This is a genomic window from Robiginitalea aestuariiviva, assembly GCF_029537735.1.
GTDB classification, from domain to species: Bacteria; Bacteroidota; Bacteroidia; order Flavobacteriales; family Flavobacteriaceae; genus Robiginitalea; species Robiginitalea aestuariiviva.
In genome coordinates, this window is the sequence record NZ_JARPUQ010000001.1 from 1,027,760 (window position 1) to 1,039,951 (window position 12,192).

11 protein-coding genes are annotated in these 12,192 nt (G+C 56.5%); 5 read left to right on the plus strand and 6 right to left on the minus strand.

Features of this window, described 5'->3' with window-relative positions; all coding sequences use genetic code 11:
- Window positions 1-54: 54 nt before the first annotated feature.
- The 3 genes from accC to OZ410_RS04570 all read left to right on the plus strand — a co-directional run bounded on the left by accC (window position 55) and on the right by OZ410_RS04570 (window position 3,952).
- Complete coding sequence (accC, locus tag OZ410_RS04560) at window positions 55-1,410, plus strand: acetyl-CoA carboxylase biotin carboxylase subunit (protein WP_277706735.1); 1,356 nt, start codon at window positions 55-57, stop codon at window positions 1,408-1,410.
- Between the two features lie 25 nt (window positions 1,411-1,435).
- Complete coding sequence (locus OZ410_RS04565) at window positions 1,436-2,554, plus strand: NAD(P)/FAD-dependent oxidoreductase (RefSeq protein ID WP_277706736.1); 1,119 nt, start codon at window positions 1,436-1,438, stop codon at window positions 2,552-2,554.
- A gap of 69 nt (window positions 2,555-2,623) precedes the next feature.
- Entirely contained in the window at window positions 2,624-3,952 is a 1,329-nt protein-coding gene (locus tag OZ410_RS04570; RefSeq protein WP_277706737.1) for a GntP family permease, read from the plus strand.
- Here OZ410_RS04570 and OZ410_RS04575 read toward each other — a convergent pair.
- From OZ410_RS04575 to OZ410_RS04600, 6 genes are all read right to left on the minus strand, one after another.
- Window positions 3,949-4,926: an ABC transporter ATP-binding protein gene (locus OZ410_RS04575; RefSeq protein ID WP_277706738.1), complete on the minus strand. Its 978-nt coding sequence runs from the start codon at window positions 4,924-4,926 to the stop codon at window positions 3,949-3,951. The two genes, OZ410_RS04570 and OZ410_RS04575, sit on opposite strands and share 4 nt — an antisense overlap.
- A 54-nt stretch (window positions 4,927-4,980) precedes the next feature.
- Entirely contained in the window at window positions 4,981-7,137 is a 2,157-nt protein-coding gene (locus tag OZ410_RS04580; protein WP_277706739.1) for a prolyl oligopeptidase family serine peptidase, read from the minus strand.
- A gap of 84 nt (window positions 7,138-7,221) precedes the next feature.
- A complete protein-coding gene (locus OZ410_RS04585) occupies window positions 7,222-8,211 on the minus strand; it encodes an aspartate-semialdehyde dehydrogenase (protein ID WP_277706740.1) in 990 nt (329 codons plus the stop codon).
- A gap of 203 nt (window positions 8,212-8,414) precedes the next feature.
- Window positions 8,415-8,822, minus strand: a complete 408-nt coding sequence (gene mscL, locus OZ410_RS04590; RefSeq protein ID WP_277706741.1) for a large conductance mechanosensitive channel protein MscL — start codon at window positions 8,820-8,822, stop codon at window positions 8,415-8,417.
- 68 nt (window positions 8,823-8,890) lie between these two features.
- Window positions 8,891-9,997: an alanine racemase gene (alr, locus tag OZ410_RS04595; RefSeq protein WP_277706742.1), complete on the minus strand. Its 1,107-nt coding sequence runs from the start codon at window positions 9,995-9,997 to the stop codon at window positions 8,891-8,893.
- A complete protein-coding gene (locus tag OZ410_RS04600) occupies window positions 9,997-10,635 on the minus strand; it encodes a thymidine kinase (protein ID WP_277706743.1) in 639 nt (212 codons plus the stop codon). Before OZ410_RS04600 ends, alr begins: the two co-directional genes overlap by 1 nt.
- Window positions 10,636-10,741: 106 nt before the next feature.
- Here OZ410_RS04600 and OZ410_RS04605 point away from each other — a divergent pair, with 106 nt between their 5' ends.
- The gene (locus OZ410_RS04605) at window positions 10,742-11,425 is read left to right on the plus strand and encodes a hypothetical protein (protein ID WP_277706744.1); all 684 of its coding nucleotides are present in this window, start codon (window positions 10,742-10,744) and stop codon (window positions 11,423-11,425) included.
- Between the two features lie 64 nt (window positions 11,426-11,489).
- Window positions 11,490-12,170 carry a 16S rRNA (cytidine(1402)-2'-O)-methyltransferase gene (gene rsmI / locus OZ410_RS04610; protein ID WP_277706745.1) on the plus strand — a complete coding sequence of 227 codons (681 nt, stop codon included), beginning with the start codon at window positions 11,490-11,492 and terminating at the stop codon, window positions 12,168-12,170.
- Window positions 12,171-12,192 lie beyond the last annotated feature (22 nt).

Sequence of the window (12,192 nt, forward strand, 5' to 3'; positions counted from 1 at the left end):
TTTAGGGCATGCGGCAAGGGAATTGTTTGAAAACCAACAGCCAACTCACGCAACATGTTTAAAAAGATATTGATCGCCAACCGCGGAGAGATCGCCCTGCGTATTATACGCACCTGTAAGGAAATGGGCATCAAAACGGTTGCCGTCTATTCCAAAGCCGACGAGGAAAGCCTGCACGTGCGCTTTGCCGACGAGGCCGTTTGCATCGGGCCCGCCCCGAGTAGCGAATCCTACCTGAAAATCCCCAACATCATTGCTGCGGCAGAGATTACCAATGCCGACGGCATCCACCCCGGTTACGGGTTCCTGTCCGAGAATGCCAAGTTCTCCCGGATTTGTGCCGAACACGACATCAAGTTCATCGGTGCCACCGGCGACCAGATCGAAAAGATGGGAGACAAGGCCACGGCCAAGGCTACCATGAAGGAAGCCGGAGTGCCTACCATTCCCGGGTCTGACGGCCTGCTGAAAGACCTGGAGCACGCCCGTAAAACCGCCAAGAAAATGGGATATCCCGTAATGATCAAGGCCACAGCCGGCGGTGGCGGGAAAGGGATGCGCGCCATCTGGAAGGAAGAAGACCTGGAAAAGAATTTTGAAAGCGCCGTAAAGGAGGCTACCGCAGCTTTCGGCAACGGGGGCATGTATATGGAAAAGCTCATCGAGGAGCCCCGCCATATTGAGATTCAGGTGATCGGCGACCAGTTTGGCAAAGCCTGCCACCTTTCGGAGCGGGACTGTTCCATACAACGCCGCCACCAGAAACTCACGGAAGAAACCCCTTCCCCTTTTATGACCGACAAACTTCGGGAAGAAATGGGGAAAGCGGCCGTACGGGCGGCCGAGTACATCAAATACGAGGGCGCGGGTACCGTGGAATTCCTGGTAGACAAACACCGGAACTTCTACTTCATGGAAATGAACACCCGGATTCAGGTGGAACACCCGATTACCGAGCAGGTGATCGATTACGACCTGATCCGCGAACAGATCCTGGTTGCCGCCGGGGTGCCGATTTCCGGGAAGAACTATACCCCCAACCTGCATTCTATTGAATGCCGGATCAATGCGGAGGACCCCTATAACGACTTCAGGCCGTCCCCGGGGCGGATCACCACCCTGCATACGCCCGGCGGGCACGGGGTGCGCCTGGATACCCACGTATATAGCGGCTATACCATCCCGCCCAACTACGACTCCATGATCGCGAAATTGATTACCACCGCCCAGACCCGGGAGGAGGCGATCAATAAAATGAAGCGGGCCCTGGACGAGTTTGTGATCGAGGGGATTAAAACCACTATTCCCTTCCACAGGCAACTGATGGACCATCCGGATTACCTGGCGGGGAATTACACCACCAAATTTATGGAGGGCTTCGTTATGGAGCCTGAAAGAGAAGGGGCTTAAGGCCCCTTTTGTTTTTTGAGCGCGTATGGAACTGAGCTTCTGGGAATACCGTTCCTGGTTCACCGAGGTGGATTATTGCATTGCAGGCGGGGGCATAACCGGGTTGTCCTGTGCCCTGGAACTGCGCAGGCAGCAACCCGGGGCCCGTATCCTGGTCCTGGAGCGCGGCAGCCTGCCCCAGGGGGCCAGTACCAAAAATGCCGGCTTTGCATGTTTTGGGAGCCTCACCGAAATCCTGGAAGACCTGGAATCCCATACGGAATCCGAAGTAGCCGCACTGGTGGAACAGCGCTACCTGGGCATCCGGCAGTTGCGGGACCGCCTGGGCGATCAGGCCCTGGGGTATGAAACCCGCGGAGGCTACGAGGTATTTCTGGATGGGGAAAGGGAGCAACAGGAAGCTGCCCTGGACCGCATGGAAGAGGTGAATGCCCTGCTCCGACCCGTATTCGGGGGGGCGGCCTTTGAAATCCGGCCAAACACTTTCGGGATGCAGGGGATTGATTCCCGCCTGGTCTGCCAGCCGTATGAAGGGCAGATCGATACCGGCCGGGCCATGCAGCAGCTGCTCTCCCTGGTGCAACGGGAAGGCATCCTCCTGCTGCACGGGTTAAGCGTTAGTTCCTACGAAGAAACGGGGCAGGGAGTGGAGGTCCATACCGCCGACTTTTCCTTTACAGCGAGGCAGCTGCTGCTGGCTACCAATGGGCTGGCCGGGGAACTGGCTTCCATTGACCTTAAACCTGCCCGGGCCCAGGTGCTGATCACGGATCCGGTACCCGGCCTGAAATTGCAGGGGTGCTTCCATCTGGAGGCGGGGTATTATTACTTCCGGAATGTGGGTAACCGGGTGCTGCTTGGGGGCGGCCGCAACCTGGATAAGGCAGGAGAAACCACAACAACCTTCGGACTTACCCCCCTGATACAGGACCGGCTGGAGACGCTTTTGCAGGAAATCATCCTTCCGGGGAACCCGGTGGGGATTGCAAGGCGCTGGAGCGGGATTATGGGGGTAGGCCCCCAGAAAAAACCGATTGTAGAGCGCCTTTCTCCCCATGTGTGTTGCGGGGTACGGCTTGGGGGTATGGGCGTGGCTATTGGCAGCCATGTGGGCGCCCGCCTGGCCCGATTGGCCCTGGACTAAAGCAGGGGTTTTTATAACTCGCGAATTTACCGGATATTACAAGGGACTCCTTTCCAAAACACACACCCTATGGAACTGTTGTACCTGCTCCTGGCCGTTATTGTCATAATTCTGCTTACCACCCGCCTTCGCCTTCACCCATTCCTGGCCCTTCTGGGGGTTTCCCTGGGGTATGGGATCCTGGCCGGGATGCCGTTGCCGGAACTTATCGAAGCCGTCAATACCGGATTTGGGGGCACCTTAGGTAAGATCGGGCTTATTATCGTACTGGGAATCATCATTGGCGCGTTTCTCGAGCAGAGCGGGGGCGCACGGGTGCTTGCGGCCCGGGTACTGGGGTGGATTGGCGGCAAACGCATCCCCCTGGCTATGGGCGTACTTGGGTACGTGGTTTCCATCCCTGTGTTTTGCGACAGTGGCTATATGCTCCTGGACCCCCTGGCCAAAAGCCTGACCCGCAAGGCCGGCATTTCCCTGGCCGGGGCCGCGGTAGCCCTTGGCCTGGGGCTTATGGTTTCCCACACCCTGGTACCACCTACCCCCGGGCCTATTGCGGCGGCGGGAATCCTGGAAGCAGACCTGGGACTGGTGATCCTCTATGCCCTGCCCATTAGCCTGCTGGCCCTGGCCGCCGGAGTTATTTTTGCGTCCCGTTATGCCCAGCGAACCCCACTGGAGGCAAAGGCCTCTGGGGAACCTGCGGTACAGGCAACACCCGAAGCAGGGGAGGAACCGGGTTTTATCAAAGCCGTTTTGCCCATTGTAATCCCCATTTTGCTGATCGTACTCAAGTCTGTCTTGATTCGCAATACCGAGGTAACCGGAATCTATGCCCTTATTGATTTTCTGGGGGAGCCGGTCATCGCGCTTATGATCGGGATGCTGCTTTCCTTTCTCCTGCCCAGGCGACTGAACCGGGAAATGCTCTCTTCCTCCGGATGGGTAGGCAAAGCCATTATGAGCGCCGCCTCCATCCTGCTGATCACCGGGGCCGGCGGGGTTTTCGGCACCGTTTTGCAGCGCTCCGGGATTGCCGATGCCCTGGGCGGGATGCTGGCCCAGTACGAAATGGGGATCTGGTTGCCTTTTGTACTGGCGGCCGCCCTGAAAACAGCACAGGGCTCCTCCACTGTAGCCCTGATTACCGCAGCGTCCATCCTCCTGCCCCTGATGCCTACCCTGGGGCTGGAATCCGAAACTCAAAAAGCCCTGGCCGTAGTGGCCCTGGGAGCGGGGTCTGCCGTCTTCTCACATGCCAATGACAGCTTTTTCTGGGTGGTTACCCAAATGTCCGGGATGGATGTGCGTACCGGGTACCGGCTCTTTGGGCTGGGGACCTTCCTGATCGGGACAACTGCCGCCCTCGGGGTCTGGGCCTGTGCCCTGATCTTCGCCTAAATAGGCAGGCGTTTATTGATGGTTTCCAGAGAGACGTTCAGGAAAATCTTCCGCCCTTTTTCCAGGTTTGCATCGTGATAAAAAGTAACCTGTGCCCCCCCTTCCAGACGTCCCACCAGCCGAAAGTGGCTGCCCAGGAAGAAAGACGCTTCCACCTGGGCCTCAAAGCCGGATTTGGCGGATAGCTTTAACTCATGGGCGTAAACAATAATCCGGCGCGTGGTGGTGGCGTAGGATTTCAGCACCTGTACGGGAATCAGGTTGGCATCCCCCAACAGTGCCGCGGTATAAAGGCGTTTGGGCTGGGTGTACATTTCTGTGGTTGGGCGAAGGTCCAGGACTTTACCTTGCTGCAACACCAGGACGCGGTCTGCATAGGGCAGCACGTCATTGTAGTCGTGGGAAGCGCAGATACAGCTGATACCTTCTCTGCGCAGCCAGCTAAAAAGGTCTTGCCGCAAAGGGTTTTTACGGAAATGGTCCATATGGCTGAAGGGCTCATCCAGCAACAGCAGCTCCGGTTTCTGGGCCAGCACCCGGGCCAGGGCCACGCGCTGTTGCTCCCCCCCGCTCAGGTAGCGGACCTGCCGGCTCCGGTAGGCGTCCAGGTCCATCAATTCCAGTAATTCCTCCGTCCTCCGGTCCGATGCTTCAGGCTCGTTCAGACTCAGGTATTTGCGAATATTGTCCTCCACACTCAGGAAGGGCATCAGGTCAAAATCCTGGGACAGGTACTTCATAAAGGGCGCTCCCGGGAGGAGTTGGTAGGCCGGACCTTTTATGGGATGGTCTTTCCATTGCACCGTGCCCTGTTCAAAGGGGAGCTCTCCGTAAATAAGTCTGAGCAGGGTGCTTTTGCCACAACCGCTTTCCCCCATTACAGCCAGGTATTCCCCCGGGGCTACGTTAAAGGAAACGCTATCCAGTACGGGGGTATCCTCATAACCAAAATAAACCTCTTGGACCTGTAGCATGGGATGAAAAAATCCGTTTCGAGAAGAAACGGATTTTTAGTGGGTTTTATTGGCTTATTCCTTAAACGTCTTTACAGCCGCAGGGTTCGGAAGCTCTTCCATCCCCATGTTGTAGAGGGTAAAACTGAACAGGTCTGCATACTGCTCAATGGTCTTGCTGATGGGGGTTCCGGCCCCGTGACCGGCATTGGTCTCAATGCGGATGAGCACGGGTGATGCTCCCGCATGTTTTTCCTGCAGGGTTGCAGCAAATTTGAAACTGTGTGCGGGTACCACCCGGTCGTCGTGGTCGGCTGTGGTAACCAGGGTTGCCGGATAGGAAACGCCTTCCTGCACATTGTGCAGGGGGGAGTAGCCTTTCAGGTATTCAAACATTTCAGGGCTGTCTGCAGCGGTGCCGTAATCGTAAGACCAACCCGCCCCGGCCGTGAAAGTGTGGTAGCGCAGCATGTCCAGTACCCCAACCGCTGGCAGGGCTACCTGCATCAGGTCCGGGCGCTGGGTCATTACGGCGCCTACCAGCAGGCCTCCGTTCGAACCGCCGCGGATGGCCAGGTATTCCGGGGAGGTATAGCCTTCGGCAATCAGGTATTCGGCGGCGGCGATGAAATCGTCAAAGACATTTTGCTTTTGCAATTGGGTGCCCGCATCGTGCCATTGCTTTCCGTATTCACCCCCGCCCCGGATGTTGGGAACGGCATAAACCCCGCCCTGCTCCATCCATACGGCATTTGCCGTGTTGAAGCTGGGGGTGAGGCTGATGTTAAACCCGCCGTAGCCGTAAAGGATCGTGGGGTTCTTTCCGTTGCGCGGCGTCCCTTTCTTGTAGGTGATGATCATAGGGACCCTGGTGCCGTCCGCAGAGGTGTAAAATACCTGCTCGGACACGTAGTTGTCCGGGTTGAAATCAATCTCCGGTTTCCAGTAGAGGTCGTACTCCCCGGTATCCACATTGTATTTGTAGGAGGCTCCCGGGGTATTGTAATTGGTAAAATTGAAGAAGAATTCCTTTTCCTCCTTCTTCCCGCCAAAGCCACTGGCGCTCCCGATCCCGGGCAGGGTGACTTCGCGCACCAGGTTACCCTGGTAATCGTACTGGAATACCTTGGAGATGGCGTCTACCATATACTCGGCAAAAAAGTAACCCCCGCCGGTATTCGGGCTGAGTACATGCTCGGTTTCCGGGATAAAATCCACCCAATGCTCCGGGGTGGGGTTCGCAGCATCCACCGTTACAATTTTTTGGTTCGGGGCATCCAGGTTGGTTACGATATACAATTTGGAGCCCTCATTTTCGATGATATAGCTGTCTGAGTCTTCGTGGTCCAGGATGGCGGTAAAGCCCTCCTGAGGCCGGCTGAGGTCCATCAGGAAAAGCTTATTGCCAGAGGTGGTGTTAGAGGCGGACAGGACCAGGTAATTTTCGTCTTCGGTAACCCGTGCGCCAATGTACCGGTGTTTTTCCGCTTCGGTGCCCCCAAATACCAGTTCGTCCTGGGCCTGGGGCTGTCCCAGCCGGTGGTAGTAGACCTTGTGCTGGTCCGTTTTGGCGGAGAGTTCACTGCCCTCCGGCTTGTCGTAGCTGGAGTAATAGAAACCTTCATTTCCTTTCCAGGAAATCCCGCTGAACTTTACATCCACCAGGGTGTCCTCCACAATCTGCCTGCTTTCGGCATCCATTACCACGATCTTGCGCCAGTCGCTGCCCCCCTCGGAAATGGAGTAGGCCGCCATGCTGCCGTCTTTGGTAAAGCTCAGGCCGGCCAGGGAGGTAGTGCCGTCCTCTGAAAAAGTGTTGGGGTCCAGGAAAACTTCTTCCGCAGCCTCGTCGGATTTACGGCGATAGAGCACATACTGGTTCTGCAGCCCGTCGTTTTTGTAAAAATAGGTGTACCCGCCCTCCCGGAAGGGGGTGCCCAGTTTCTCGTAATTCCAGAGGGTTTCCAGCCTTTTTTTAAGGGCTTCCCGGTAGGGGATCTGATCCAGGTACCCAAAGGTCACCCCGTTTTGTTCCCGTACCCAGGCTTCGGTTTCGGGGCTGCGGTCGTCTTCCAGCCAGCGGTAGGGGTCCGGAACCTCGGTGCCAAAGTAGGTGTCTACCGTATCTACTTTTGCCGTGGTGGGATAATTGATCTTCATGGCTTCGGAGTTTGGATTGCCGCAGGCGGCCAGCAGAATGGCCAGGCCCGGGATTACGAGGATTCTTTTCATGGGTTTAGCAAAATTGGTCCCACAAAAATACAACAAAAACGGCCGCCCGTTCCGGGGCGGCCGCTGGTGGGTTAGCTGGTGCGGTCAGACCAGCCCGGCTTCCAGCAGGTGCTCTGCAATCTGCACGGCATTGGTGGCGGCACCCTTGCGGAGGTTGTCGGCCACGATCCATAAATTCAGGGTATTTCGCTGGGATTCGTCCCGGCGGATGCGCCCCACAAAAACCTCGTCTTTGTCGTGGGCGGATACGGGCATGGGGTAGAGGTTACTGGCAGGGTCGTCCTGCAGCACTACCCCGGGAGAGGCTGACAGCAGGTTGCGTACTTCCTGCAGGTCAAAATCGTTGTGGAATTCAATGTTCACCGCTTCCGAATGCCCACCCGCCGTGGGGATACGCACGGCCGTGGCGGTAACGGAAAAGGTACGGTCATCCAGGATTTTCTGGGGTTCCCGGGCCAATTTCATCTCTTCTTTGGTATATCCGTTTTCCAGGAACACGTCGCAATGCGGCAGGGCGTTGCGGTTGATGGGGTGGGGATAGGCCTTTTCTCCTTCCCGTCCGGCCATTTCGTCTTCCAGTTGCTGCACCGCCTTTACCCCGGTGCCGGAAACGGACTGGTAGGTAGATACCACCACCCGCTTCATTTTGTATTTGCGGTGCAGGGGGGCCAGCACCAGAACCATCTGTATGGTCGAGCAATTGGGGTTGGCAATGATCTTATCCTTCCGGGTTAGGATGCCGGCATTGATTTCGGGGACAATGAGTTTTTTGTCCGGATCCATTCGCCAGGCAGAAGAGTTGTCGATTACCGTGGTGCCCACTTCGGCAAAACGGGGGGCCCATTCCAGGGAGGTGTCGCCCCCGGCAGAAAAAATAGCGATCTCCGGCTTTTCGGCCACCGCCTGTTCCAACCCGATTATACGGTGCTCCTGGCCGCGGAAGCTCAGGGTTTTCCCCACAGAACGCTCCGAGGCCACCAGCAACAACTGATCCATCGGGAAATTGCGCTCTTCCAGCACTTTCAGCATTACGGCGCCAACCATCCCGGTGGCGCCTACAACAGCTACTTTCATGGCATTTGAATTATTCGGCAAAGGTACGCGGGTATGCGAATTGGGCAAGGGAAATCCAGCAATCTTTTATAAATACAACAAAATGTTTTAAACAAAACAACATCCGAATAAATAAAAGAACCGCCCCGGGGTTGCCGGAGCGGTTTTTAGGGTTCAACGTTGTGGTGTAGCGGTTCCCGGACCACAAGCCGGGTAAACGGGAATTACTTCTTCAGCAGGTCGCGGATTTCCGCCAGCAGTTCCTCCTGGGTGGGGCCTTTAGGGGCTTCAGGAGCGGGCTCTTCTTTGGTGCGAACCTTGTTGTATGACTTCACGATCATAAACAGGACAAAGCCGACGATGATCAGGTTGATGATGGAATTGATCCACGCCCCGTAACGGATGGCGCTTTCCGGGCTCTCCACCGTGCCGTCTGCAGCAACCACAGCTTCAGAAAGGATATACTTCATATCCGAGAAATCCATGCCCCCGGTGAAGTATCCTACAATAGGCATCATGATGTCGTTTACAAAACCGTTAACAACCAGCCCGACGGCTCCCGCCAGGATTACAGCAACGGCCAGATCGATCACGTTGCCGGTCATGATGAAATTCTTGAATTCTTTGAACATTGGTAGTAGTGTTTAATTGGTTATTACCTCACAAGGTAGGAAAAAAGGGGGAATAAGTAACTAGATTTTTATGGAAGAATCCTGCGGGAAACACGGGGGGAAATCCCGGTAAGCAGCTCATAGGAAATGGTTCCTGCCCCCTGGGCCTGTCGCTCCGCAGAGTGTTCGGGCCCGAAAAAAATTGCTTCGTCCCCTTCCCGGCAATTGAGGTCGCTCACATCCACCATGATCATGTCCATACAGACGTTGCCTACTATGGGAGCGGGCCGGCCTCCAATCAAAAAAGTGCCTTTGCCCTGGCCATATTGCCTGCCTATGCCATCCGCATGCCCCAGGGGGAGGGTTGCAATGGTGACGGAGGCGGGGGCGCGGTACCCCATGTTGTACCCTACATAGGCCCCGGCTTCCAGGTGGTGCAGTTGGGAGATATGGGTGCGTAACCGGGCTACGGGCCGCAGTTCGCGGTCGTATTGCGGGGCGTTGCCGTAACCGTAAAGGCCAATCCCGCAACGCACCATATCCCATTGGGCTGCCGGGTAGTTCAACACCCCGGAAGTGTTTAGCAAATGTTTGAAATGGGTACCCGGAAGTTGGGTGTCTGCTGCAGCGGCAATGCGGTCAAAGGCATTAATCTGGGATTGGGTAAAGTCCTGGGCATCCGGATCATCCGAAGCCGCCAGGTGGGAAAAGACCGATTGTACTTCCAGGGGGCCACCCGCCTTCAGGTTTTGGGCTATCCAGTCCAGGTCGGCTTCCCCAAACCCTACCCGGTTCAGGCCTGTGTTGAATTCCAGGTGTACCGGATACGCGGAAAGGCCGGATGCGCTTGCCAGGTGGCTGAAGGTTTCGAACAGCCTGCGGCTGTAGAGGTTGGGTTCCAACCGGTTTGGCGCCAGGGCCTGCAGGTCTGAAGGTTGCGGGTGTAACACCAGGATGGGCAGGGCTACCCCCCCTTCCCGCAGGTGGACCCCTTCGCGGGTAAAGGCAACGGCCAGGTAATCGGCGCCCAGGGCCTGGAGTTTTCGGGCCACTGCCAGGCCATCGTGCCCGTAGGCGGCGGCTTTCACCACGCCCAGGAAGCGGGTCTGGGGCTTAAGGCGGGACCTGAGCCACTGGTAATTGTGGGCCAGGGCCCCCAGGTCGATCTCCAGGACCGTATCTCGGGTTTCCGGCATCAGGATTCTTTTTTGGAAGGCAGGATTTCTTCGTCCCGGACGTCCAGGTCCCGAATCCGCTCCTTTACCATGGCCTTGTAGTAGGCTGCCCGGCTCAGGGGTTCGTATTCGTCTGTCTCGCCCAGCAACACCAGGCGTTCACTCCGGGATTTGCGAAAACTGTAATTGGCCAGGTTCCCGGTACGGGTACAGATGGCGTGGACCTTGGTCACGTATTCTGCCGTGGCCATCAGCGCAGGCATGGGTCCAAAGGGGTTCCCTTTAAAATCCATATCCAGCCCGGCCACCACCACCCGGATTCCCCGGTTGGCCAGGTCGTTGCAGACCGACACGATTTCGTCGTCAAAAAACTGGGCCTCGTCTATGCCCACCACGTGGCAGTCGTCTGCCAGCAGGCGGATGTTGGCCGCAGCCGGCACCGGGGTGGAGCGGATTTCATTCTCGTCGTGGGAGACCACCATCTCCTCATGGTAGCGCGTATCGATGATGGGCTTGAAGATTTCTACCTTTTGCCGGGCAAACTGGGCACGCCTCAAACGGCGGATCAATTCCTCCGTCTTCCCTGAAAACATGGACCCGCAGATCACTTCGATCCAGCCGAATTGTTCTTCGTGGTTAACCGTGTTTTCGAGAAACATTTTGTAAATTTAGACGAAAGAAGGGTCGCTCCCCGTTATCCTAATTGCGACCCTATAAAAGTATTAAAAATACACACCTTCTCCCGAGGGTACATCCAAAAAAGCTATGAAACGAAAATTGAAGGAGGAACTCTTACGCTTGTGCACGGATACCCTGACCAACCCCGACCTTACGGACCTGTCCCAGCTGCACCAGCGGGCACAGGCCCTGTATGAAAAACTGGCCGTGCTCCGGTTCGTTGAAGAAAAACTGCAGGATGTGGAGGTGGACGTCAGCAAGAGCGAGGTGGCCTCCAAATTTGAGCGGATCGCCACGGCGGTGCTGCGCGAAAACAAACAGGTGCCGGAAACCAATCCGCACCACGAAGATATCATTGTGCCCGGTATCGATACCATTAAGCATATGGTTTCCGAGATGCCCGGGGGAGAAGAACTGGAAGAGGTGCTTTCGAAGCTTATCGGGAACAGCGAATTCGTTAAAAACGAACCTGAAATCCTGACGCCCGAAGTGCCTGAGCCGCCCAAAGCTGCCGTGTCCAAATCCCTGAACGATACGCTCACGGCCCGGGAGATCTCGGTGGGCCTCAACGACAGGCTCGCTTTTGTAAAGCACCTGTTCAATGACCAGCCGGAAGCTTTCCGCCAGGTAGTGGAACGGCTTAACGCTATGGAAAGCCAGGAAAAGTCCCTGGAATACATCCGGAGGGAAGTCCGATCTCAATACAACTGGGACGGGAAGGAAGCCTACGAACAGCGGTTTATGGAACTCATTGAACGCCGGTTTGCCTGAAGGCTTTTCAAGAATTGGAATCGGGCCGATCCCCTGAAGGGTTTCGGCCTTGTTTTTTAAAGGTATGGAAGCAGGCAAACTCTATTTGGTCCCCACCCCCATCGGAAACCTGAAGGATATTACCCTTCGGGCACTGGAGGTCCTTACCCAGGCAGACCAGATCCTGGCCGAGGACACGCGCACCAGCGGGAAATTGCTGAAGCACTATGGGATTGAGACTCCCATGCGTTCCTATCACATGCATAACGAGCACCGCATAGTAGAAGCCCTGGCCGGGGAATTGCAGGCAGGGCGGACCATGGCCCTGATTTCGGACGCGGGCACGCCGGGCATTTCAGACCCGGGCTTCCTGTTAGTGCGCCAGTGCCAGCAGTTGGGCGTAGCCGTGGAATGTCTGCCCGGTGCCACGGCCCTGATCCCCGCCCTGGTAGCCAGTGGCTTTCCTTCCGACCGTTTTGTGTTTGAGGGCTTCCTGCCGGTGAAAAAAGGGAGGAAAACCCGCCTGGTCCAATTGGCTTCAGAACCCCGGACCATGGTATTTTACGAATCTCCCCACAAGCTCCTGAAAACCCTGGAGCAGTTCTGTGATGTTTTCGGGGCAGAACGGCAGGTTTCTGTGAGCCGGGAACTCACCAAGCTTTACGAGGAAACCATACGGGGCAGCCTGGCCGAAGTCCTGGATCATTTCCGCGCCCGCCCGCCCAAAGGGGAGCTCGTGGTGGTACTGGCCGGGGCTTCGGGATAAAGGGATACTACGGACCCCAAAA